Source organism: Klebsiella sp. WP3-W18-ESBL-02, from assembly GCF_014168815.1.
Taxonomy (GTDB): domain Bacteria; phylum Pseudomonadota; class Gammaproteobacteria; order Enterobacterales; family Enterobacteriaceae; genus Kluyvera; species Kluyvera ascorbata_B.
On the sequence record NZ_AP021972.1, the window covers coordinates 4,492,921 to 4,518,004 of the forward strand.

Here is a 25,084-nt window from a genome sequence, read left to right on the forward strand (position 1 = left end):
AAGGAGACACGATATGGGTTTTACATTAGAAGATTTAGGGCTCGCTTATCGTAAGGCTAAAGTAGACCTCTATTACTCGACAACTCCGTCGCTATTTGCCATTGCTGACTACGAGGATAAGCTGCAGGTTAACCTCACTGATTTGCAAGAACGAATCAATGGAGAAGATCAAGATTGGATACACAACCCAGATTTTCTAGGGGGTTGGTCTCTGGTCCCAAAAGCCATTAAAACGGAGAAAACAGATGACAGCACAGGACTAATTTTCGCGTCACCTGATGATGAATGGCAGAAGATAATAGAAGCTGGAAAAGAAATCACAGCAGAATTTCGTTTGATGGCCTGCTGCAGTTTGGACTTCCATGTCCTTTCAGCTCTTTGGATGCTCAAGGTGGGTTCGCTTTTTGATAAAAAACTCAGTAGCAATGTTTATGGCAGCCGATTACGCCGTAATCGCCATGGTCAAATTAACGAACTAGCACTGGGATCATTTACTCCTTACCTCAAACCTTTTCGCGACTGGCGTGATGGCGGCATTAACGCTATGCGTTCAGCACTGCAAGATAAAAAAGAGGTCTTAGCTCTTACAGCTGATGTGAGCAGTTTTTTCCATGAACTAAATCCCGGTTTTATGCAAGATCCGGCCTTTATAAAACTGATCGGCGTCGAATTGGATCAGAGTCAGACGAGAGTGCACCAATTGTTTATTACTGCACTGGAAGCCTGGGCAAAACTAACACCACTCGGAAAAGGCTTACCCGTTGGTTTGCCAGCCTCTGCTGTTGTTGCCAATGCAGCACTCTTTAAGCTCGATCAGTTTATCGAACAGCAGGTTGTTCCACTCTACTATGGTCGCTATGTGGATGACATCCTGTTAGTGATGGAAAATACCAGTAAGATAAAAAATACGTATCAGTTCTGGGATTGGATCTTCAATCGGGATGGGGGCAAAGAGTTATTTAAGTGGGAACATATGGATAACCCAAAAGAACAGGCTATCCTTTTCAAGCCTGATTACCTTGAAACATGTTCCAGCCGTATCGTGTTTACAAACAACAAAAATAAATTATTCGTTCTGTCTGGCGCGGCTGGTATTGCTTTGGTCAATGCTATCTCTGAGCAGATTAATCAACGTGCAAGCGAATGGCGCTCTTTACCAAACCTTCCTGATTCAGCCGAATCAGTGGCAACCGATCTGCTTAAAGCAACCAGTCATATTGGTGAACAAGCCGATAATCTGCGTAAAACTGATGCTTTAACCCTGCATCGAGCTAGCTTCGCTCTCAATCTGCGTGACTATGAAGCTTACGAGCGCGACCTTCCGCCTGATGCCTGGAAAGAACACCGCCATGCTTTTTTTGATGCGGTAACAGGTCATTTGCTTACGCCGATAAAATTCTTCGAACTGGCTCAATACCTGCCACGTATCATTCGAATGGCAGTCGCTTGTGAAGATTTTAGCTATCTTGATAAAATGATTAAGGCTCTTAATAAGCTAACGGAAAAGGTCAAAGATCATTGCACTATATCGATTAAGGCTCTGCAGTCTTCCTTGCAATATCAACAACATGATTGGTGGAACACACTTTACGATGCTGTTGCTGAAAGCATTATTTCGTCTTTTCCACACAAGCTATGTGGTGAAGGAAAGGTTGCCTGGGAGGAATTCCGTAATACCTTACAGTTTAAAAAGCACTTAGAGTCTAGTCTGTTTAAACTTCTCGGCAGCAATGTCTTACAGGGAGCTCATGCTCGGCTATTCAGTTACGATCTAGCGCATATTCCACTTCGCTTCATCGGCCTGCCCAAAGAGATTGTGAGCCAGCGAGGCATCATTGCACGTAATAAATTAATCACCTCAGATGCACATGAGTTACTTCCTTGCAATATAACGGAAGGTATCCGTATTCTCGTGGATTGGCTCAAATTTAAAAGAGGGATCCCGGCAGGTCTAAATTTCGCTACTCGCCCTTTTAGCCTCAATGAGTTGTATTTGATAGCACCAGATCCGTTTAATTCGCTTCACTGCGCTAAGCTGAGCCAGGTGATGCAGGCTTTACGTGGTTTTGAGCTGACCAAGCACAAAATGCCGCATTGGAATAACGGTAAGAAAATACTTCAGATCCCTGATGGCGAACCTAAGTCCAAGCATACAATCGCGGTATCTAGCTGGGAAACTAGTGGGTCGAGTTTTGTCGCAGCGGTGATGAACAAACCCGATCCTGATAGTCGTCGCCGTTATCAGCGACTCAGTCGTCTAATCAATGAACTGATCTCCAGACCTGATAATAGTGGATATCTCATTTTACCGGAGCTGGCTTTACCACCGCAGTGGTTTATTCGCATAGCCCACAAACTTAAGGGGCGTGGTATTTCATTTATCAGTGGTGTGGAATATCTGCATGCTCCGAAAAAGCGCGTACGTAATCAGGTATGGGCCTCGCTGAGTCATGATGGTCTGGGCTTCCCATCTCTGATGCTCTACCGACAAGATAAGCAGCGACCTGCATTACATGAAGAACAGGAACTCTTCCGCCTTGCAGGTCTTGAATTAAGCCCTGCCACACAATGGACACAACCCCCGATTGTGCAACATGGAGATTTTCGTTTTGCATTGATGATCTGCAGCGAATTGACCAATATTCGTTATCGGGCAGATCTGCGCGGTAAAATCGATGCGTTATTTGTACCAGAATGGAACCCTGATACCGACACGTTTAATGCATTGGTAGAATCCGCTGCACTTGATATCCATGCCTACATCATCCAGTGTAATAATCGCCTTTATGGCGATAGCCGTATTCGTGCACCTTACAAAGAACGCTACCAACGCGACTTAATGCGCGTGAAAGGTGGGAATCACGATTACTGCATCACCGGTGAAATTGATGTAACGACCTTACGCCAATTCCAGTCCAACCACCGTTCACCAGGAAAACCCTTTAAGCCCGTTCCGGATGGATTTGCTCAGGATATGGCACATAACAGAAAAGAATTGCCAAAAGGAGACTCATAATGGTCCAGCAAGAAAATAACAACATGGACAAACACTTTTATCGAGCTTCAGCCAAGGATTTTGAAAAAATTCCGGGAAGCCCAATTGCATATTGGGTTAACGACATGGTTATTTCCAGCTTCAAATTTGAAAAGCTACGTGAAGTTGCTGATGCAAAACAAGGCATGGCCACCTCTGATAATGGCCGCTTCTTACGTTTCTGGCATGAAGTAAGCGCGGATAAATCATGTTTTGACTGCAAAAGTGCCGAAGAATCTGAAAGCAGACCTGAGAAATGGTACGCCTACAATAAAGGTGGAGAGTTTCGTCGTTGGTTTGGAAATAACGAATATTTGGTTAACTGGGAAAAAAATGGAGTAGAACTTAAAGAGTTTGTTGAAGAAATTAACAAGCTTAGACCTGGAGGACGCCTAAAAAATCAAGAATACTATTTTCGTGAGAACATAACTTATTCATCGTTAAGCTCTGGCTTATTCTCTGCAAGATATAATCCTACAGGCTTTCTTTTCGATACCAAGGGATCTTGTATATTTCCTATATCTGTAGATAAACATGGGCTACTTGGTCTGTTGAATAGCAAGGTTGCTCAAACTTTTCTGAATATTCTTTGTCCGACACTTGACTACAGTTCAATAGGGATAAATGCGATACCGGTTAAATTACCAGAAAAAAAATTCTTGACCGAGACCCTCATTGAACTGTCAAAAAGTGATTGGGACTCTAATGAGCTTTCTTGGGCATTCAATAGATTACCTCTACTCCCACCAGTTTTCAGTGAGTTATTGTTGGATAACTGCTACCAAAAACTGCGTACATCTATGCACAATAAATCTCAGGAAATGCAACGCCTCGAAGAGGAGAATAACAGTCTTTTTATCGACACCTATGGCTTGCAAAATGAGCTGACGCCTGACGTACCACTAAGTGAAATAACCCTCACCTGTAACCCGCATTATCGCTATGGCGGTAATCTGACCGACAAAGAGCGAGAAGACAGACTGCAATCGGATACCGTCGTAGAACTGATTTCCTATTCGCTCGGCTGTATGATGGGGCGCTATTCACTAGATCGTGAGGGACTGGTTTATGCCCATGCCGGTAACAAAGGTTTTAAAACACTAGTTGAAGGAGGTGCTTATATCAGTTTCCCGGCTGATAGCGATGGTATTCTACCTCTGGCCTCAGAGACTTGGTTTGAGGATGATATTGCTGTTCGTTTTGTAGAGTTTATCCGCACTGTATGGGGGAATATTCATCTGGAAGAGAACTTGCAATTTATTGCCGATAGCCTGTGCTTAGCTGCGATCAAGCCAGTGAAAAAAGGAGGAGAAACCTCACGCGAGACGATTCGCCGCTATCTCTCGACCCAATTCTTTAAAGATCACTTGAAGACCTACAAAAAACGCCCGATCTACTGGCTATTCAGTTCAGGTAAAGAGAAAGCCTTTGAATGCTTGGTCTATTTACATCGCTACAATGAAACAACTCTCCCGCGCATGCGCACTGAGTATGTCACGCCCCTGCTCGGCCAAATGGATAGCCGTATTGAGCGCCTGCGCCTGCAGCAGAATGAAGCAGAAACAGCCGAAGCCAAACTCATCGGTAAAGAGATCGATAGCCTGACCAAACAGCTTACCGAGCTGCGTTCTTTTGGCGACCAACTCAAACACTATGCTGATATGAAGATCCAGCTCGATCTCGACGATGGTGTTAAGATCAATTACGGCAAGTTCGGTACTTTATTAGCTGAAGTGAAAGCTATTACTGGTGATAAAGCCGAGTAAGTTCAAAAAGATAAAGCGGAGACACTAGTGTCTCCGCTTTATAACTTTGTTCTCACTGTCCCCTTGTACAAATCAGTTAGATTAGCTATCGAATCTTTAGCATGTGGGATTCGGTCACTCATCAACGTTCAGAGTTGGTATAATCATCTTCAACATTACACACTACCGCCGATTCACAGCCATGGTGCTGATGGCTTAATTATTCCGAGACGTACTGATGGATATCACTCAGCTTCAAACCGGGCTTAACAACAAATTCACCGCAGATAGGATTGTTTTCTGGCACGACCCAGAACAGAGCTTTACTGCACAGCTAACAGAACTCGCCATACTGTGGAACGGGTTGCCAGTAATAGTGCTCAATATGGCAGAGCAGTCACAGCTTCAGACGCGCAAACGCATTGAAATCGATGAACCCACGCAGGGGTTCCTTCTCTACTGGCCCAGTTCAGAACCATCACCAGCTAAAGACTGGTTGCTCGATATACGTCGTTATAGCACCACGTTTTATGCTGATGCAGCCTCAATTCTGCTTAATGACCTCGGTCTCGCCAATATGGCGCTGCGCGACCACATCGCGTCACGTAAAAGCTTTTTCGCCAACAAGGAGCGTACTGCAGCCTTTAAACGTCGCCTGGACGGCCGTGGCGGCATAGAAGATCCGCTATCACTTGATATGAAAATGATAAGTGTCGTGCTGACCTGTCATGCTCAGATTGCCGAAATAATGAAAAGCATTGGCGATCGGTTACTTGAGAATGCTGAAACCGCTCTTTTTCCGCTAGAACAGCATGGATTGCTGCCTGCATTTTGGCATTTAATGAACCGTGAATATGGATACCACATAGCTGAAGGGACAGAACCGTCACTACGCGAACTGATTCGTAAGTTACTGGTGAGTGAATGCTACGAACAGCTTGATGCTAAAGAGCGCCCTGTCTGGCTACAGTCACAACTATTAGCCACTCCCACCGGACGTGCGAATGCTATGGCTCTACTATCTGGTTGGCGTGATTCTAACCAGTACAGCAGCAATTTTGCCGACATCTCTGCACAGGTAGCGGATCAGCTCGAACTTGCTTCACGCCTGACAGCGCAAGATATCTGGCTCTGGGGAGAAGTCGAAGGCTTTGAAGCAGTCGAACAAGGTTTGATCCGTGAGCTGATATCTGGATTAAACAACGGTGACTTGAAACTGAATCGAGTAGAGTTTGCCCAACTAATCTCTCGTCGTCGACATGGATTCTGGGCCAGAACTATACCTAAATATGCATATATTTACCAGGCGCTGCAACAAGCTGAATTGTTGCTAGAACTACGCCGTTCGAAACCGGATGGTTTTCATTACACTTCAGCGCAAGAAATGTATCTTGCCTATGAAGCTGAATTGTTCCAGTTTGATGCAGCCTATCGCCTATTTAATGAAGCACTATTGCATCTGCAAGGGCAGTCGGTAGAAGTGCTGGCAGTACTGGCCAGTAAAATCGAAGATCTGTATGTGAACTGGTATCTATACCAACTGGGACTGACATGGGATGGGTTGCTAGATAAAGAGCAGTTGCTTGATAACTGGCAACTTGGTCTCCCTTCTCAGCATCGCTTCTATGATACAGTCATCAAACAACGCCTTACCCAAAGCGGCGTCAAGCGCCAGTTTGTTATTATCAGTGATGCCTTGCGCTATGAAGTTGCTCATGAGCTCCAGGGACAGATAAATGAAGCCAAGCGCTTCTCTGCACAGCTCAAGAGCCAGCTCGGGGTACTACCTAGCTACACGCAACTTGGCATGGCCGCCTTACTCCCTCATCAGCAACTTGACTATGCCGCTACCAACTCAACAGTATTAGTAGATGGACAGAACAGCGCGGGTTTAGAAAATCGCAGCACTATTCTAAGTAAGGTAGGTGGTATAGCGATTTCGGCCAAAAGTCTGCTGAGCTGGACCCGGGCAGAAGCTAACGAGGCGGTTGGTGACGCAAAGGTAATCTACGTCTATCACGATGTCATCGATGCTCAGAGTGAATCTCAGAAAAGTGAGCTCAAGACATTCATTCATGCCCGCCAGGCTATAGACGAACTGAATGGACTCATCAACAAAATTATCAATGGGTTTGGCGTTACTCGCGTAGTTATCACAGCCGATCATGGATTCTTATTCCAACAGGCCTCAGTTGAAAACGGGGTAAAATCGTCTCTGAAATACGAACCATCTGGAACTCTGGAAGCTTCAAAACGCTATCTCCTTGGTCGCAATTTACCAACAAACGAAGATGTCTGGCATGGGCAATTGCGTAATATTGTTGATGGTAACTCTGATGTGGAATTCTGGCTTCCGAAAGGAGTGAGCCGTTTCCATTTTGTTGGTGGAGCCCGCTTCGTCCATGGTGGTGCAATGTTGCAAGAGGTCTGTGTTCCAATACTTGAAGTACAAGAGCTGCGTGGCAAGAAACAAACTCTGCATGAAAAAACCAAAGTCGACATAGTTCCGGCATACCAACCCATTAAGCTGGTAAATGTTATCGATAAAATCCGCTTCCTGCAGACCGATGCCGTCGATGAACGTCATAAATCAAGAATGGTTCGTATCTCGGTGTTAGATAGTTCAGAACAAACCGTGTCAGCTATTGAGAAGCTACTCTTTGAAGCGACCTCAAGTAATCTGGATCAGCGCCAGCAAGACGTGCGTTTAAAACTGACCGGTGCTCAATTTGACCGCAAGGCGCAGTATCAATTGCTGCTCGTTGATGATGAGGATGGTATTGAAATGGCACGCTATCCAGTCACTATTGATTTGGCAATCCAGGATGAATTCGGTTTTTAATGGCTCGCAAAATAGCGATCCTGTGGATGTGATAAGTAAATTCTAATGTTGGGTGCCAGCTAATCAGTACCCGGGAGCAATACCAGATGCCACATGATGAGATAAATCCTACTGAAGGTGAGTTTGTAGGAAAGGAAACCGCACAAGAGCCAGCGGTGAATGTCACACATATCACGAACAATGTAGTGATCCAGCAGATGGACGTTTACACGGAGAAGCTTGCCCAGCCGAGCGGAACTACTGTTGATGAGGCTTCTATGCTCAGCATTGACGATGAGTTATCTCAGCATGCCAGCATGGATCTTGATGCCCGTCTAAATCGTTACTTTAAGGGTAAAGTTGTCCGTAAGGATTTGACCAAACAGCTAAAAGAAGGGGCTAATGTCCCTGTCTATGTACTGGAATATCTGCTCGGTATGTACTGTGCTTCAGACGATGATGAAGTGGTACGCGAAGGTCTTGAAAACGTCAAAAAAATCCTCGCTGAGAACTATGTTCGCCCGGATGAGGCTGAGAAAGTAAAATCTCTGATTCGTGAGCGTGGTAGCTTTAAAGTGATCGATAAGATCGGAGTAAAGCTCAACCAGAAGAAAGATGTCTACGAGGCTCAGCTTTCGAACCTCGGTATCAAAGATGCCGTGATCCCCGCCAACATTGTTAAAGCTAACGAGAAGCTGCTCACCGGGGGGATCTGGTGTATCGTTACTCTTAACTATTTTTATGAAGAAGGGCAAAGAATTTCGCCCTTCTCAATTTTCAACCTTAAGCCGATCCAGATGCCCTCCATGGATATGGAAGAACTTTTTGCCGCCCGGGCTAATTTCTCAACAGACCAATGGCTGGATACCCTGATCCGCTCTATTGGCATGGAGCCAACCAATCTGAAGCAACGGGTGAAATGGCATCTGTTAACGCGGATGATCCCCTTTGTTGAGAACAACTATAACGTCTGCGAACTCGGCCCACGTGGTACCGGTAAAAGCCACGTCTATAAAGAGTGCTCGCCTAATTCATTACTAGTCTCAGGTGGCCAGACGACGGTCGCCAATCTGTTTTACAACATGAGTTCCCGGCAGGTTGGGCTGGTAGGCATGTGGGATGTAGTAGCTTTTGACGAAGTGGCTGGTATTACCTTCAAGGATAAAGATGGTGTCCAGATCATGAAGGATTACATGGCATCGGGCTCTTTTTCCCGTGGCCGTGATTCTATCGAAGCCAAAGCATCCATGGTATTTGTCGGCAACATAAACCAAAGCGTAGAAACGTTAGTCAAAACCAGTCACCTGCTGGCACCTTTCCCGGAAGCGATGATCGATACAGCCTTCTTTGACCGTTTCCATGCCTATATCCCAGGCTGGGATATCCCTAAGATGCGGCCTGAATTTTTTACCAATAACTACGGTCTGATCACCGACTATCTGGCCGAATATATGCGAGAAATGCGCAAGCGTAGTTTCTCTGATGCTATCGACCGCTTCTTTAAACTCGGGAACAACCTCAACCAACGCGATGTAATCGCAGTACGCCGCACGGTCTCAGGTTTGCTCAAATTACTGTATCCTCATGGTGTGTTTGGTAAAGAGGAGGTACGTCCTTGTCTCACCTACGCATTAGAGTTACGTCGTAGAATCAAAGAGCAGTTGAAAAAACTAGGCGGCATGGAGTTTTTCGATGTTCATTTCAGCTATCTCGACAACGAAACTCTGGAAGAGTTTTTCGTCAATGTACCTGAGCAAGGCGGGAGCCAGTTGATCCCCGAAGGTCTGAGTAAACCGGGAGTTGTGCACATGGTTACCAAGGGTGTCACAGGCCAACTGGGCCTGTATCGCTTCGAGACTCAGATGACCCCCGGTAATGGTAAACACACGACATCTGGCCTAGGCTCCAATACACCAGCAAAAGAAGCAATCCGTATAGGTTTTGATTATTTCAAAGGCAACCTAAATCGCATCAGTGCTACCGCCAAATTTTCCGAGCATGAATACCATCTACATGCCGTTGAGTTACATAACTCAGGCCCTAGTACCAAAACCAGCCTTGCCGCCTTGGTAGCCTTCTGTTCCATTTTGATGGGCAAGCCAGTGCAAGAACAGATGGTCGTGCTCGGAGATATGACACTTGGTGGTGTGGTGAATCCGGTCGAAGATCTGGCTGGTAGTTTGCAACTGGCAATGGATAGTGGGGGCAAACGTGTGCTGCTGCCGATGGCATCAGCTTCTGATATCCCAACTGTGCCTGCTGAAATTTTCTCCAAATTCCAAATCAGTTTCTATGCAGATCCGGTGGATGCTGTGTATAAAGCATTGGGCGTTCATTGATATAAATGCACCACATCCAAATCTATTATGAGTGGATGTTATTCAAATAATGTTCCCGGAATAAACCACTGACCAGCTCCACTAGGGGCTGGTCAGTCAATTTTAATTTAAATACGCCCTGACAAATATTTCACTCACCATTCCCTTGGTTGATCTTCGCATAGTCAAACGGCGTAATCCCTTTCTCCCGGTTCGCATCTAGGAAATCCGCCCACCATTGCAGCATCAGTTTGCGTTCGTCGATAAACTCCGCCTTATGGATATACGCTGCCCGCACTGAGTTACGTTCCATATGGCTCATCTGCCGTTCTACCGCATCCTTCGACCATAGCCCTGACTCAATCAATGAGCTACAGGCCATCGTGCGGAAGCCGTGACCACAAACCTCAACCTTGGTGTCATAGCCCATCACCCGCAATGCACTGTTCACCGTGTTTTCACTCATGGGTTTACGTGGATCGTGATCGCCAATGAAAATCAGTTCATGCTTGCCACAGAACTGCTTTATCTGTTTCAGGATCTCCTGCGCCTGCTTAGACAAAGGCACCAGATGCGGTGTATGCATCTTTGAGCCGCGATGAGAATGCTTAACGCCAGGTATGGGTTCTCTCTCAGGAGGGATCGTCCACATCGAGGTTTCAAAATCTATCTCCGACCAGCGTGCAAAACGCAGTTCACTGGAACGAATAAAGATAAGCAGGGTGAGTTCGGTTGCCCAACGGGTTAATGGTCTTCCGGTATAGCCATCTATTTTCTGAAGCAGTTCTGGAATACGCTTTAAGGCCAGCGCAGGACGATGCTTTCGATTGCCAGAAGCAACCGCTCCTGCCATCTCCTGAGCCGGATTGTAATCAATTAAACCGCTTTGTACTGCATAACGCATGATGGCCGTAGTACGTTGTTGGAGACGGGAAGCCACTTCAAGACGTCCAGACGTCTCTACGGCCTTAATGGGAAGTAACAAATCGCGGGTGCTCAATTCAGCAATATTGCGCGTCCCAATCGCCGGAAAAACATTATCCTCCAGACTCTTTTTCACACGCTCAGCGTGGTCTTCCGACCATTTCTGGTTGGTCGCGAGCCAATCTCGGGCAACCTTCTCGAAAGTAATAATCTCTTTCGCCTGTTCTTCTTTCACTGCACGTTTATGTTCGCGTGGATCGATACCAGCAGCTACCAGCTTCCTGGCCTCCTCCCTTTTCTTCCTGGCATCCGCAAGTGAAACTTCGGGATAAACGCCAAACGCCATCACATGCTGTTTGCCACCAAAGCGAAAACGAAATCGCCAATATTTGGAGCCATTCGCATGCACCAGTAAAAACAGGCCATCACCATCAGATAGTGGGTTTGCATTATCTTCAGGTTTTGCCGAACGGACTTTAGTATCAGTCAGAGCCATGATGGTTCTCCTTCCATGTACCGCCGTGAGTATACAAACATTATCGAATCAGCATATATACTCAGTTATATACTCACAAGCGACTTGATGTGGGTTGACCCAGGTTGACTTCATCTGAAGGGAAAATCGCGGAAAGCCTTATATGGCGCGGATTTCAGGCATAAAAAAAGACCTCAGTTGAGGTCTATTTACATACTTTTGGTGCCGAAGGCCGGACTCGAACCGGCACGTATTTCTACGGTTGATTTTGAATCAACTGCGTCTACCGATTTCGCCACTCCGGCACGGAAAGGTATGCGGAAAACGTTGAGGATTATACCTGCCACGCGCCACCATGCAAGCGCCAGCGTACGCTAATGTCGCTAAGTGTCGAAAAAAACAACACAACGAAGTCACGTTCACTATTGCCTTAATCCCCCCTTCCGCCAAGCACTTCCCCTCCCCATGCTCTACACTCTCAGTTCAACACCAAACTGAGAGAAGCACGATGTCCATAATAAAAAGCTACGCCGCGAAAAACGCCGGTGGGGAACTGGAAGTCTGGGAATACGATGCCGGGGAGCTGCTGCCGGAAGACGTTGAGGTGAAAGTGGATTACTGCGGGATCTGCCACTCGGACCTGTCGATGATCGACAACGAATGGGGGTTCTCTCAATATCCGCTGGTTGCCGGTCACGAGGTGATTGGTCATGTGGTAGCGCTGGGCAGCGCCGCGCAGAATAAAGGGCTGAAAATTGGCCAGCGCGTGGGCATTGGCTGGACGGCGCGCAGCTGTGGCCACTGCGATGCCTGTATCGATGGCAACCAGATTAACTGTACTGAAGGCTCGGTGCCGACCATCATCAACCACGGCGGCTTTGCCGATAAGCTGCGCGCTGACTGGCAGTGGGTGATTCCACTGCCGGACAACATTGATATCGAAACCGCAGGCCCGATGCTGTGCGGCGGGATTACGGTATTTAAACCGCTGCTGATGCATCATGTCACCGCCACCAGCCGCGTGGGGGTTATTGGGATCGGTGGTCTGGGGCATATCGCCATTAAGCTGCTGCGCGCGATGGGTGCCGAGGTGACTGCCTTTAGCTCGAATCCATCAAAAGAACAGGAAGTGCGGGCGATGGGCGCAGACCACGTGGTTAACAGCCGTTCACCGGAAGCGCTCAAAGAGTTGGCGGGTCAGTTTGATCTGATCATCAACACCGTCAACGTCGACCTGAACTGGCAGCCATACTTCGAAGCGCTGGCCTCGGGCGGCAACTTCCACACCGTGGGCGCAGTGCTCACGCCGCTGCCGGTGCCGGCGTTTACCCTGATTGGCGGCGACCGCAGCGTCTCCGGTTCGGCAACGGGTAACCCGTTCGAGCTGCGCAAGCTGATGAAGTTTGCCGGCCGCAGCAAGGTGGCGCCTATTACCGAACTGTTCCCGATGTCGAAAATTAACGACGCCATCCAGCACGTGCGCGACGGTAAAGCCCGTTACCGCGTGGTGCTGAAAGCCGACTTCTGATATGCCACCGGCGGCGTTCTGCCGCCGGTTCTCTGCACCACTCCCCCTTACCGCAAAACAGACAATTTACCGCGCCGCAATGCCTTTGTTTTGCCTATACTCGACGCAGAATAAATGGAGGATTTATCATGAGCGCACCGCTGCTGATTGCACGCACCCAGGACACGCAGCTTGTTTTGCTGCCCAATATGGCCAACCGTCACGGGCTGATTACCGGCGCTACCGGCACGGGGAAAACCGTCACCCTGCAAAAACTGGCGGAGTCATTCTCAGAGATTGGCGTACCGGTATTTATGGCCGACGTAAAGGGCGATCTGACCGGCATCGCCAAAGAAGGCCTGGCGTCGGAGAAGCTGATGACACGCCTGAACAACATCGGTGTCACCGACTGGGAACCGCACGCCAATCCGGTGGTGGTGTGGGATATCTTCGGTGAAAAAGGCCATCCGGTGCGCGCGACCGTCTCAGACCTTGGTCCGCTGCTGCTCGCGCGTCTGCTGAACCTTAACGAGGTGCAGTCCGGGGTGCTGAATATCATCTTCCGCATCGCCGACGACCAGGGCCTGTTGCTGCTGGACTTCAAAGACCTGCGCGCCATCACCCAGTACATCGGCGATAACGCGAAATCCTTCCAGAACCAGTACGGCAACATCAGCACTGCTTCCGTCGGAGCGATCCAGCGCGGGCTACTGACGCTTGAGCAACAGGGGGCCGAGCACTTCTTCGGCGAGCCGATGCTCGATATTAAAGACTGGATGCGCGTCGACAGTAACGGTAAAGGCATCATCAATATCCTCAGCGCTGAAAAGCTCTACCAAATGCCGAAGCTCTACGCCGCCAGCCTGCTGTGGATGCTCTCTGAACTGTATGAGCAACTGCCGGAAGCCGGTGATCTCGAAAAACCCAAGCTGGTGTTCTTCTTCGACGAAGCGCACCTGCTGTTTAACGATGCGCCGCAGGTGCTGCTGGATAAAATCGAGCAGGTTATCCGCCTGATCCGCTCCAAGGGCGTCGGCGTCTATTTTGTCTCGCAGAACCCGTCGGATATCCCCGATGCGGTGCTCGGCCAGTTAGGTAACCGCGTGCAGCACGCCCTGCGCGCCTTCACGCCGAAGGATCAGAAAGCGGTGAAAACCGCCGCCCAGACGATGCGCGCCAACCCGGCGTTCAGCACCGAACAGGCGATACAGGAGCTGGGTACCGGTGAAGCGCTGATCTCCTTCCTCGATGAAAAAGGCAGCCCGTCGGTGGTTGAGCGAGCCATGGTGATTGCGCCGTGTTCGCGCATGGGGCCAGTGACCGACGATGAGCGTAACGGGCTAATCAACAACTCGCCGCTGTACGGCAAGTATGAGGATGAAGTCGACCGCGAATCCGCGTTCGAAATGCTGCAAAAAGGTGTACAGAACAGCGCGGGACAGGCGGACGCGCCACCGGCGAAGGGCCAGCAGCAAAGTGCCGATGACGGCCTGCTGGGCGGACTGAAGGATATCTTCTTTGGCACCACCGGGCCGCGCGGCGGCAAGCACGATGGGCTGGTGCAAACGGCAGCGAAAAGCGCCGTGCGCCAGGTGACGAACCAGATTGTGCGTGGGATGTTGGGTAGCCTGCTGGGCGGGCGGCGGCGTTAGTTCTTCATCGCCGGTTTGCCGGATGGCGGCGTAAACGCCTTATCCGGCCTACGCCCTTCTGTACCATCCGGCGGCCAGCTCGGGCTACAGCACCCAATACCATCAAATAACAGGCACAAAAAACCCGGCGTCGCTTTCGCTTGGCCGGGTTATCAGTGGCGTTACGCTTTTCGCATCATCAGCCAGAGGCTTATCAGGAAGAAGCTGGCGCTTGGCAGCAGCGCGCCGATAATCGGCGGGATGCCGTACACCAGCGTCAGCGGGCCGAAGATCTGGTCAAGCACATAGAATACGAAGCCAAAGCTGATGCCGGTCACCACCCGCACGCCCATCGGTACGCTGCGCAGCGGGCCGAAGATAAACGACAGCGCCATCAGCATCATCACCGCCACCGACAGCGGCTGGAAGACCTTGCTCCACATATTCAACTGGTAACGACCGGCATCCTGGCCGCTGGCATGCAGATACTTCACGTAGTTGTGCAGGCCGCTAATCGACAGCGCATCCGGGTCCAGCGCGACCACGCCGAGTTTGTCCGGCGTCAGGGTGGTTTTCCAGGTACCGCTCACCGTCTGTGAGCCGGTGATCTGTTTCGGGTCGGTCAGGTTCGATTCATCCACCTGCGACAGCCGCCATACCTTCTGTTCGTTATCAAACTTCGCGCTGGCCGCATAGCGCACGGACTGTAAACGACGCTCGTTGTTAAAGCTGTAGATGCTCACGCCGCCCAGCTCATCGTTACCCTTTACCCGCTCAATATAGACGAAGTTGTGGCCATCTTTGGCCCACATGCCCTGCTGGGTGGAAAGCAGTGAGCCACCGTACATCTGCTGAGCACGATAGTTACGCGCCATCTGCTCGCCCTGCGGCGCCACCCACTCACCCATTGCCATGGTCAGCAGCACCAGCGGAATCGCGGTTTTCATTACCGACAGCGCCACCTGCATACGGGTAAAGCCCGACGCCTGCATCACCACCAGTTCACTGCGCTGGGCCAGCATGCCCAGGCCCAACAGCGCGCCAAGCAGCGCCGCCATCGGGAAGAAGATCTGCACGTCTTTCGGCACGCTGAGGAGGGTATAGATACCCGCGCCCAGCGCATCATAGCTCCCCTGCCCGGCTTTCTTCAGCTGGTCGACAAACTTAATGATGCCGGACAGTGACACCAGCATGAACAGCGTCATCATGATGGTGGTGAAGATGGTTTTACCGATATAGCGGTCAAGTACACCAAATGGCTGCATTATACCGCTCCTTTATTGGTCAGGCGGGCGCGGAGACGGCGCATCGGTACGGTGTCCCACAGGTTGAGCGCGATGGCAACCGCGATGTACAACAGGTTCACCGTCGACATCCACACGGCGGGATCGAGCTTGCCTTTACCGGCATTCGACTTCAGCGAAGTCTGCAGCAGGAAGAACACCAGATACAACAGCATCGCCGGCAGCATCGACAGTACGCGCCCCTGGCGCGGGTTCACCACGCTCAGCGGTACCACCATCAGCGCCATAATAAACACCGTCAGTACCAGCGTAATGCGCCAGTGCAGCTCCGCACGAGCGCGATCGGTATCGGTGTTCCATAGCGTACGCATGTTCATCTGTTCGGTATCGGTCGGGTCAGCCGCTACCGCCTGATGGCCAACAATCGCCTGATAGTTTTTAAAATCAGTAATGCGGAAGTCGCGCAGCATCGCGGTCCCTTCGAAGCGCGTCCCCTGGTTAAGGGTGACGACCTGAGAGCCGTCCTTATGCTGAGAAAGCTGGCCGGAGTCGGCGACAACGACCGAAGGGCGCGCGCTACCTTTTGGCCGCAGCTGCGCCAGGAAGACGTCGTGGAACTTAGCACCATTCACGCCTTCAATAAATAACACCGCGTTGCCGTCGGTGGACTGCTGGAACTGGCCCTGCGCCAGCGCCGCCATGCCGGGGTTGGCCTTGGCCTCCGCCAGCACTTCATCCTGATGGCGAGAGGACCACGGCCCCAGCCACATCACGTTGACCGCCGCAACGATGCCGGTAAACAGCGCCAGCACCATCGCTGCTTTCACCAGCACGGCTTTACTCAGGCCGCAGGCGTGCATCACCGTAATTTCACTTTCGGTATACAGTTTTCCCAGCGTCATCAATAGACCGAGGAACAGGCTCAGCGGTAAGATAAGCTGTGCCATTTCGGGTACGCCGAGCCCCAGCAAAGAGAGGACCAGGTTTGTCGGGATATCGCCATCAACCGCAGCGCCAAGGATCCTCACCAGTTTTTGACAAAAGAAGATCAAAAGCAGGATGAAGAGGATGGCAAGCTGGCTTTTTAGCGTCTCCCGCACCAGATATCGTATGATTATCACTATAAATACGCCCGTAAAAACCCGTCTTATTGCAGGAAAATAGCTTGTTTCATGGCTTAAACGTCATTTATTCTCTTGAGTCGTCGAAAACATCGCTAAGATTAAATGACTCAGCGGTTTCACGTTTCAGGACCTGTTCTGACGTGCCAACACCGTAATAACGTTAAGATTAACACGAAGTCACCGCAACAGCGGAAATGAGTTACGTAAGCTTGCAATTCTATCCGTAGCCACCGCCGTTGTCTTTAAGATTCAGGAGCGTAGTGCATGGAGTTCAGTGTAAAAAGTGGTAGCCCGGAGAAACAGCGGAGTGCCTGTATCGTCGTGGGCGTATTCGAACCACGTCGGCTCTCTCCCATCGCCGAACAGCTCGATAAAATCAGCGACGGCTACATCAGCGCGCTGCTGCGTCGCGGCGAACTGGAAGGCAAACCGGGGCAGACCTTATTGCTGCACCACGTACCTAACGTACTGTCAGAGCGCATCCTGCTGATCGGCTGCGGCAAAGAGCGCGAGCTTGACGAACGCCAGTACAAGCAGGTCATTCAGAAAACGATCAACACTCTGAATGACACAGGTTCCATGGAGGCCGTCTGCTTCCTGACCGAACTGCACGTTAAGGGTCGCAATAACTACTGGAAAGTACGCCAGGCGGTTGAAACAGCCAAAGAGACGCTATACAGCTTTGACCAGCTTAAAACCAACAAAAGCGAGCCGCGTCGTCCGCTGCGTAAAATGGTCTTCAACGTACCAACCCGCCGTGAACTGACCAGCGGCGAGCGCGCCATTCAGCACGGACTGGCGATTGCTGCCGGTATTAAAGCCGCCAAAGATCTTGGCAACATGCCGCCAAACATCTGTAACGCGGCCTACCTGGCCTCTCAGGCGCGCCAGCTGGCAGACAGCTACAGCAAAAACGTCATCACCCGCGTGATCGGCGAACAGCAGATGAAAGAGCTGGGCATGCACTCCTACCTCGCGGTCGGCAACGGTTCACAAAACGAATCGCTGATGTCGGTCATCGAGTATAAAGGCGTCGAGTCCGAAGACGTTCGTCCGATTGTGCTGGTCGGCAAGGGTCTGACCTTCGACTCCGGCGGCATCTCTATTAAGCCGTCCGAAGGCATGGACGAAATGAAATACGACATGTGCGGCGCGGCGGCGGTGTACGGCGTGATGCGCATGGTTGCTGAACTTCAGCTACCGATTAACGTCATCGGCGTACTGGCAGGCTGTGAGAACATGCCGGGCGGGCGCGCGTATCGCCCGGGCGATGTGCTGACCACCATGTCCGGCCAGACCGTTGAAGTACTCAATACCGACGCCGAAGGCCGTCTGGTACTGTGCGACGTGTTAACCTACGTCGAACGCTTTGAGCCGGAGGCGGTGATTGACGTCGCGACCCTGACCGGTGCCTGCGTGATTGCGCTGGGCCATCACATCACCGGCCTGATGTCGAACCACAACCCGCTGGCGCATGAGCTGATCGGCGCGTCCGAGCAGTCTGGCGACCGCGCGTGGCGTCTGCCGCTGGGCGATGAGTATCAGGAGCAGCTGGAGTCTAACTTCGCGGATATGGCCAACATCGGCGGCCGTCCTGGCGGTGCGATCACCGCGGGCTGCTTCCTGGCGCGCTTTACCCGTAAGTACAACTGGGCACACCTGGACATCGCCGGTACCGCATGGCGCTCCGGGAAAGCCAAAGGCGCTACCGGCCGTCCGGTGGCGCTGCTGTCGCAGTTCCTGCTCAATCGCGCTGGCTTTAACGGCGAAGAGTAATACGCTTCAAGCCTGCAACATGTAGGCCTGATAAGCGCAGCGCCATCAGGCACTGACGCACAATCGCCGGATGGCGGCGTTTACGCCTTATCCGGCCTACATACGGCAATAAATCGCAGGCCCGGTGCGCCGGGCGCTGCATTTAAATCCATCACAAGAAGCCCCATATATGAAGAATGCAACGTTCTATCTTCTGGACAACGACACCACCGTCGACGACCTCAGCGCCGTCGAGCAACTGGTGTGTGAAATTGCCGCAGAACGTTGGCGCGCCGGCAAGCGCGTGCTGATCGCCTGCGAAGACGAGCAGCAGGCCATTCGCCTGGATGAAGCGCTGTGGAGCAGGCCGCCCGAGAGCTTTGTACCGCATAACCTGGCTGGCGAAGGTCCGCGCGGCGGTGCGCCGGTCGAGATTGCGTGGCCTGCCAAGCGCAACAGCAGCCCACGGGATATACTGATCAGTCTGCGGGTAAACTTTGCAGATTTTGCCACCGCTTTCACAGAAGTGGTAGACTTCGTTCCTTACGAAGAAACTCTGAAACAACTCGCCCGCGATCGCTACAAAGCCTACCGCGTGGCTGGTTTTAACCTGAATACGGCAACCTGGAAATAATGGAAAAGACATATAACCCACAAGATATCGAACAGCCGCTTTACGAGCACTGGGAAAAGCAGGGCTATTTCAAGCCTAACGGCGACGAAAGCAAAGAGTCCTTCTGCATCATGATCCCGCCGCCGAACGTCACCGGCAGTTTGCATATGGGTCATGCTTTCCAGCAAACCATCATGGACACCATGATTCGCTACCAGCGCATGCAGGGTAAAAACACCCTGTGGCAGGCCGGTACCGACCACGCGGGTATTGCTACCCAGATGGTGGTTGAGCGTAAGATTGCCGCTGAAGAAGGTAAAACCCGTCACGACTATGGTCGCGAAGCATTTATCGACAAAATCTGGCAGTGGAAAGCGGAATCCGGCGGCACCATTACCCGTCAGATGCGCCGTCTCGGCAACTCCGTTGACTGGGAGCGCGAGCGCTTCACCATGGACGAAGGTCTTTCCAATGCCGTGAAAGAAGTCTTCGTTCGCCTGTACAAAGAAGATCTGATTTACCGTGGCAAGCGCCTGGTAAACTGGGACCCGAAACTGCGCACCGCCATCTCTGACCTGGAAGTGGAAAACCGCGAGTCTAAAGGCTCAATGTGGCACATCCGCTATCCGCTGGCCGACGGCGCGAAAACCGCAGACGGTAAAGATTACCTGGTCGTGGCGACCACCCGTCCGGAAACCATTCTGGGCGACACCGGCGTGGCCGTGAACCCGGAAGATCCGCGCTATAAAGATCTGATCGGCAAATTCGTTATTCTGCCGCTGGTTGACCGCCGTATTCCGATCGTCGGCGACGAACATGCCGATATGGAAAAAGGCACCGGCTGCGTGAAGATCACCCCTGCGCACGACTTTAACGACTATGAAGTCGGTCGTCGTCACGCCCTGCCAATGATCAACATCCTGACCTTTGATGGCGACATCCGCGAAACCGCGGAAGTGTATGACACCAAAGGCGAAGAGTCTGACGTTTACTCCAACGCTATCCCGACTGAATTCCAGAAGCTGGAACGCTTTGCCGCGCGTAAAGCGATCGTCGCTGCCATCGATGCGATGGGCCTGCTGGAAGAGATCAAACCTCACGATCTGACCGTGCCTTACGGCGACCGTGGCGGCGTGGTTATCGAGCCAATGCTGACCGACCAGTGGTACGTCCGTGCTGACGTACTGGCGAAACCGGCGGTTGAAGCGGTTGAGAACGGCGACATTCAGTTCGTACCGAAGCAGTACGAAAACATGTACTTCTCCTGGATGCGCGATATTCAGGACTGGTGTATCTCCCGTCAGCTGTGGTGGGGTCACCGTATCCCGGCATGGTACGACGAAGCGGGCAACGTCTATGTTGGCCGTACCGAAGACGAAGTGCGTCAGGAAAACAACCTCGGCGCCGACGTTGCGCTGCGTCAGGACGAAGACGTTCTGGATACCTGGTTCTCCTCCGCGCTGTGGACCTTCTCTACCCTGGGCTGGCCGGAAAATACCGACGCGCTGCGTCAGTTCCACCCAACCAGCGTGATGGTCTCCGGCTTCGACATTATCTTCTTCTGGATTGCCCGCATGATCATGATGACCATGCACTTCATCAAAGATGAAAACGGCAAGCCGCAGGTTCCGTTCCATACCGTCTACATGACCGGTCTGATTCGCGACGACGAAGGCCAGAAGATGTCCAAATCCAAGGGCAACGTTATCGACCCGCTGGATATGGTCGACGGTATCTCACTGCCGGAGCTGCTGGAAAAACGCACCGGCAACATGATGCAGCCGCAGCTGGCCGAGAAGATCGCCAAACGTACCGAGAAGCAGTTCCCGAACGGCATCGAGCCGCACGGCACCGACGCCCTGCGTTTCACCCTGGCGGCGCTGGCCTCTACTGGCCGCGACATCAACTGGGATATGAAGCGTCTGGAAGGTTACCGTAACTTCTGTAACAAGCTGTGGAACGCCAGCCGCTTCGTGCTGATGAACACCGAAGATCAGGACTGCGGCTTCAACGGCGGCGAAATGACCCTGTCTCTGGCCGACCGCTGGATCCTCACTGAATTCAACCAGACCATCAAAGCGTACCGCGAAGCGCTGGACAACTTCCGCTTCGATATCGCTGCGGGCATCCTGTACGAATTCACCTGGAACCAGTTCTGCGACTGGTATCTGGAGCTGACCAAGCCGGTAATGACCGGTGGTTCCGAGTCTGAACTGCGCGGCACCCGCAATACGCTGGTGACCGTGCTGGAAGGCCTGCTGCGCCTGGCGCACCCGATCATTCCATTCATTACCGAAACCATCTGGCAGCGCGTGAAAGTGATTTGTGGCAACACCGCAGATACCATCATGCTGCAGCCGTTCCCGGAATATAACGCGGCTCAGGTAGACGAAGCGGCGCTGGCCGATACCGAATGGCTGAAGCAGGCGATTGTTGCCGTACGTAACATCCGCGCGGAAATGAACATTGCCCCGGGCAAACCGCTGGAGCTGCTGCTGCGTGGTTGCAGCGCTGACGCAATGCGTCGCGTGAACGACAACAAGAGCTTCCTGCTGAACCTGGCGCGTCTGGAAAGCATCACCGTGCTACCTGCCGATGACAAAGGTCCGGTCTCCGTGACCAAAATCATCGACGGCGCCGAGCTGCTGATCCCGATGGCTGGCCTCATCAACAAAGAAGATGAGCTGGCGCGTCTGGCGAAAGAAGTGGCTAAAATCGAAGGTGAGATTGCCCGTATCGAAGGCAAACTGTCCAACGAAGGTTTCGTTGCCCGCGCACCGGAAGCGGTGATCGCCAAAGAGCGTGAGAAGCTGGACGGTTACGCCGAAGCCAAAGCGAAGCTGATTGAACAGCAGGCCGTTATCGCTGCGCTGTAAAAATCGTGCCCGTACGTTTGCCGGATGGCGCTTGCGCTTATCCGGCCTACGGGCAACGTCAACGTAGGTCGGATAAGCGTAGCGCATCCGACAAAACTGACGGCTCATAAATCCAATAAAGCCTCTGATGCACCCGCTCAGAGGCTTTTTCTTGAATTATCCTCGCTTGCACTCCCCCGCCCCGCAGTGTTATTAACTGCATATGTTTCACCTTTTTGCTATGAGTTCGCTATGAGTGTTATGACACCTGTCTCGGCAACGCTGCGCCGCATAACCGCCGACGACAACGCCGCCATTGCCCGCGTAATCCGCCAGGTCTCCGCCGAATACGGCCTGACCGCCGATAAAGGCTACACGGTGGCCGATCCGAATCTGGACGAGCTGTTTCAGGTTTACAGCCAGCCGGGCTCCGCCTACTGGGTCGTCGAGCAAAATGGGCAGGTGATGGGCGGCGGCGGCGTGGCGCCGTTAGGCTGTAGTGAACCGGAAATTTGCGAACTGCAAAAAATGTACTTCCTGCCGAGCGTGCGCGGTCAGGGGCTGGCGAAAAAGCTGGCGCTGATGGCGCTCGATCACGCCCGCGAGCAGGGCTTTAAGCAATGCTACCTGGAAACCACGGCGTTTCTGACCGAAGCGATACGCCTGTACGAACGTCTGGGATTTGCGCACATCGACGAGCCGCTCGGCTGCACCGGGCATGTCGACTGCGAAGTGAGAATGTTAAAGCCCCTCTGATGTCGCAGGGGGCCATCGGGCTTACTGCATCTCGGCGGAGAGCGCCAGACGAATCACGCCGGCCGCGCGTGCCGTTGGCAGCTTCAGCACCTGCGTCCAGAGATCCTGCACCATTGCGCAACCCGCTTTCTCATTCCCCACGCCTTTACTCGGGTCGGCCATTATCTGAATATCCGGCCCATAGCGCTGTACCAGCTCCGGGGTGATAGTTTGCAGATCCTGGAGGGCGAGCTGCTTCTCCTCGGCGGTGACCGTGTGTTTTTCCGGGCCATAGGCAGCGCGCATCATGCTCATATCGCTCTCCATGCGTCGACTCATGATCGTTTGCGGAATGATCCGCACCGGGTTGATTCCCCCCTTCACCGCAGGGAAGAGGAAACGAAAACATTCGTCATCGCCCACTTTCGCCACCGCGGCAATCTGTTCGAGGTTAATCTTCATATATTCAATCACGTTGGCATCGGGCGCCTGCTGTAAACGCGCCATCTGTATTTGAAGGATCTGCGGCTGGATGGTATCGATAATTTGCTGTTCGCTTTTCCCTGCTTCTTTCATTTGCGCCGACTGGCTAAGGATCTTCGTCCACAGCGCGGGCTCTTGCTCCTTCAGCACCTGATAGACCGGCATCGACAGCATCGCTTTTTCGAATTTCTGCGTTTCCGTCAGGCCATAGTCCGGGCTTTCGCGCGGGATCAGGTAGTGCACATCAAACAGATTCCAGCCGATAATTGCGACGACAAAAATCACCGCACCGGAAACCTTGCCTACCCAGCCTTTTTTGCGGAAAACGCCAACGACAATAGCGATGACCGCACCGATGTAGCCCGCTAGCAATACATGTGCCCAGTTCATAAACCATCCTTATTTAAATCAAGCGTTATGGGGATTTCCTCCCCTTTATTACGTTTTGATTATTAAGGTAATGAAGGTTTTTTTCCAGCCACCCTTTTTCGTCCTCAGCGGCATCAAGGGGGACAAAAAAGGGCTAGACCGGCACACCGCTGTGGAAGCGAAACTCGTCATCCGGCGAGGAAATCAGCGCCGCTTCGACTTCACCAAAGAAGCGCACCCGTTCGCTAATATCACTATCTGAAATTTGCTGCGCCAGCGCTAAATAGTCCTGATAGTGCCGCGCTTCAGAGCGCAGAAGCGACAGATAAAACGCCTGTAAATCGGCTTCAAGGTACGGTGCCAGCGCGGCGAAACGCTCGCAGGAGCGGGCTTCGATATAGGCTCCACAAATCAGCTTATCGATAAGCGTCAACGGCTCGTGGGTACGAACCTCTTTGAGCATGCCTTTCGCGTAGCGGCTGGCGGTGATTTTGACGTAGGGAATGTTGCGATGCTGCATCGCCTCGCGCACCTGCCAGAAGTGGTGCAACTCCTCTTTGATCAGCAGCACCATGCTATCGATAAGCCTGCGGCCCCACGGATCGTCGGTTTGCGGCATCACGCTTTTGTTAATCTGCCGATTCAGCGCGGCAAAATCCGGCTCCTCACCCTCGCGAAACGCAAAGGCTTCATACGGCTTCAGCCAGTCAAGGAGCGCCTGAGCTCCCGCCTTGTCGGCGACATATTTACGCACCAGCAGCATCGCGGTTTGCGCCGCTTTCAGCTCGCAAACTAAGTGGTCGGTCAGCAGCAGGGGAAGATTGGCCGGGTCGCGGGCTTTATCGAGCCACGCCTGCGGCGTTTTGCAGTGCAGAAAGTTGAGAACGGGAGAGAGAATTTGCGGGTAATCCATCGGTTATCCTTGACCCTGCGGCAGCAGGCGCTGCCGCAGGTGAATGATGCTTAGTGACGCACACCATCGTCGTCTTCGTCGACCTCATCTTCGTCGTCGTCGTCGCCTTCTTCGCCGTTAGGATCTTCGTAGTAGGTACCCCAACCGTCATACTCAACCTCAAACTTCTCGGCCAGGGTCATCAGCTGTTCAACCTGCGCGTCGATAAGCTCGGCGTTCAGCGCACATTCGCTGAGAATGTCGCAGCAGATCACGGTGTCGCCTTCTTCCACTTCCAGCTCTTCCGGTTCAGTCACTTCATAGCCCAGCTTGAACGCTTCAACCGCCGCCTTTTCCAGCGTTTCAAAATCGTCGGCGGACAGGTGGTGTTCGATGGTGTACAGCGCGTCAGGATCGCTGCCGTCTTCCAGCAGTTCTTCAATAATCAGACGCGTCTCTTCACGCTGCTCTTCCAGGTGTTCCGGGTTTGCCATGGCTCGTTCCTCGTAATGTGGCTGATACTCTTATTGTCACATACCGTTGCCGTTGCCTCCACCTT

At 52.0% G+C, this 25,084-nt stretch carries 16 protein-coding genes and 1 tRNA gene; 10 read left to right on the top strand and 7 right to left on the bottom strand.

Annotated elements, in window-relative coordinates; translation table 11 throughout:
• The first annotated feature begins 13 nt into the window (after positions 1-13).
• The 4 genes from H7R56_RS21665 (at position 14) to brxL (ending at position 9,939) form a co-directional block, all read left to right on the top strand.
• Positions 14-3,016, top strand: a complete 3,003-nt coding sequence (locus tag H7R56_RS21665; RefSeq protein ID WP_099433764.1) for a reverse transcriptase domain-containing protein — start codon at positions 14-16, stop codon at positions 3,014-3,016.
• Positions 3,016-4,800 carry a BREX-1 system adenine-specific DNA-methyltransferase PglX gene (gene pglX / locus H7R56_RS21670; protein ID WP_099433765.1) on the top strand — a complete coding sequence of 595 codons (1,785 nt, stop codon included), beginning with the start codon at positions 3,016-3,018 and terminating at the stop codon, positions 4,798-4,800. The genes H7R56_RS21665 and pglX overlap by 1 nt, the downstream gene beginning before the upstream one ends.
• Before the next feature lie 217 nt (positions 4,801-5,017).
• Positions 5,018-7,621, top strand: coding sequence for a BREX-1 system phosphatase PglZ type A (gene pglZ / locus H7R56_RS21675; RefSeq protein WP_099433766.1), 2,604 nt, complete (start codon positions 5,018-5,020; stop codon positions 7,619-7,621).
• 257 nt (positions 7,622-7,878) lie between these two features.
• The gene (gene brxL / locus H7R56_RS21680) at positions 7,879-9,939 is read left to right on the top strand and encodes a protease Lon-related BREX system protein BrxL (protein WP_171862425.1); all 2,061 of its coding nucleotides are present in this window, start codon (positions 7,879-7,881) and stop codon (positions 9,937-9,939) included.
• A gap of 130 nt (positions 9,940-10,069) precedes the next feature.
• Here the strand turns inward: brxL and H7R56_RS21685 are convergent, their stop codons facing one another.
• Both H7R56_RS21685 and H7R56_RS21690 read right to left on the bottom strand, forming a co-directional pair.
• Positions 10,070-11,338, bottom strand: coding sequence for a tyrosine-type recombinase/integrase (locus H7R56_RS21685; RefSeq protein ID WP_094760997.1), 1,269 nt, complete (start codon positions 11,336-11,338; stop codon positions 10,070-10,072).
• Positions 11,339-11,537: 199 nt separating this feature from the next.
• Positions 11,538-11,622: transfer RNA gene (locus H7R56_RS21690), tRNA-Leu, on the bottom strand.
• A gap of 203 nt (positions 11,623-11,825) precedes the next feature.
• Between H7R56_RS21690 and ahr the strand changes: the two genes are divergently transcribed.
• Positions 11,826-12,845: an NADPH-dependent aldehyde reductase Ahr gene (gene ahr, locus H7R56_RS21695; RefSeq protein ID WP_106927616.1), complete on the top strand. Its 1,020-nt coding sequence runs from the start codon at positions 11,826-11,828 to the stop codon at positions 12,843-12,845.
• A 128-nt stretch (positions 12,846-12,973) separates the two neighbouring features.
• A complete protein-coding gene (locus H7R56_RS21700) occupies positions 12,974-14,476 on the top strand; it encodes a helicase HerA-like C-terminal domain-containing protein (protein WP_106927614.1) in 1,503 nt (500 codons plus the stop codon).
• A 161-nt stretch (positions 14,477-14,637) separates the two neighbouring features.
• Here H7R56_RS21700 and lptG read toward each other — a convergent pair whose 3' ends face one another.
• Together lptG and lptF are read right to left on the bottom strand one after the other, a co-directional pair.
• Entirely contained in the window at positions 14,638-15,720 is a 1,083-nt protein-coding gene (lptG, locus tag H7R56_RS21705; RefSeq protein WP_106927612.1) for an LPS export ABC transporter permease LptG, read from the bottom strand.
• On the bottom strand, positions 15,720-16,820 hold the full coding sequence (gene lptF, locus H7R56_RS21710) for an LPS export ABC transporter permease LptF (protein ID WP_182928405.1): 1,101 nt from the start codon (positions 16,818-16,820) through the stop codon (positions 15,720-15,722). Before lptF ends, lptG begins: the two co-directional genes overlap by 1 nt.
• A 267-nt stretch (positions 16,821-17,087) precedes the next feature.
• Between lptF and pepA the strand changes: the two genes are divergently transcribed.
• From pepA to H7R56_RS21730, 4 genes are all read left to right on the top strand, one after another.
• Positions 17,088-18,599, top strand: coding sequence for a leucyl aminopeptidase (gene pepA / locus H7R56_RS21715; protein WP_064546996.1), 1,512 nt, complete (start codon positions 17,088-17,090; stop codon positions 18,597-18,599).
• A 169-nt stretch (positions 18,600-18,768) separates the two neighbouring features.
• A complete protein-coding gene (gene holC / locus H7R56_RS21720; protein ID WP_106927608.1) occupies positions 18,769-19,212 on the top strand; it encodes a DNA polymerase III subunit chi in 444 nt (147 codons plus the stop codon).
• On the top strand, positions 19,212-22,067 hold the full coding sequence (locus H7R56_RS21725) for a valine--tRNA ligase (protein WP_106927606.1): 2,856 nt from the start codon (positions 19,212-19,214) through the stop codon (positions 22,065-22,067). The genes holC and H7R56_RS21725 overlap by 1 nt, the downstream gene beginning before the upstream one ends.
• Before the next feature lie 231 nt (positions 22,068-22,298).
• Positions 22,299-22,802, top strand: coding sequence for a GNAT family N-acetyltransferase (locus H7R56_RS21730; RefSeq protein WP_106927604.1), 504 nt, complete (start codon positions 22,299-22,301; stop codon positions 22,800-22,802).
• A gap of 21 nt (positions 22,803-22,823) precedes the next feature.
• On the opposite strand, the gene H7R56_RS21735 is transcribed toward H7R56_RS21730, so the two are convergent.
• The 3 genes from H7R56_RS21735 to rraB form a co-directional block, all read right to left on the bottom strand.
• Positions 22,824-23,654, bottom strand: a complete 831-nt coding sequence (locus H7R56_RS21735; protein WP_106927602.1) for a topoisomerase II — start codon at positions 23,652-23,654, stop codon at positions 22,824-22,826.
• 133 nt (positions 23,655-23,787) lie between these two features.
• A complete protein-coding gene (miaE, locus tag H7R56_RS21740) occupies positions 23,788-24,546 on the bottom strand; it encodes a tRNA isopentenyl-2-thiomethyl-A-37 hydroxylase MiaE (protein WP_106927600.1) in 759 nt (252 codons plus the stop codon).
• 50 nt (positions 24,547-24,596) lie between these two features.
• The gene (gene rraB, locus H7R56_RS21745; protein WP_106927598.1) at positions 24,597-25,019 is read right to left on the bottom strand and encodes a ribonuclease E inhibitor RraB; all 423 of its coding nucleotides are present in this window, start codon (positions 25,017-25,019) and stop codon (positions 24,597-24,599) included.
• Positions 25,020-25,084: the final 65 nt, after the last annotated feature.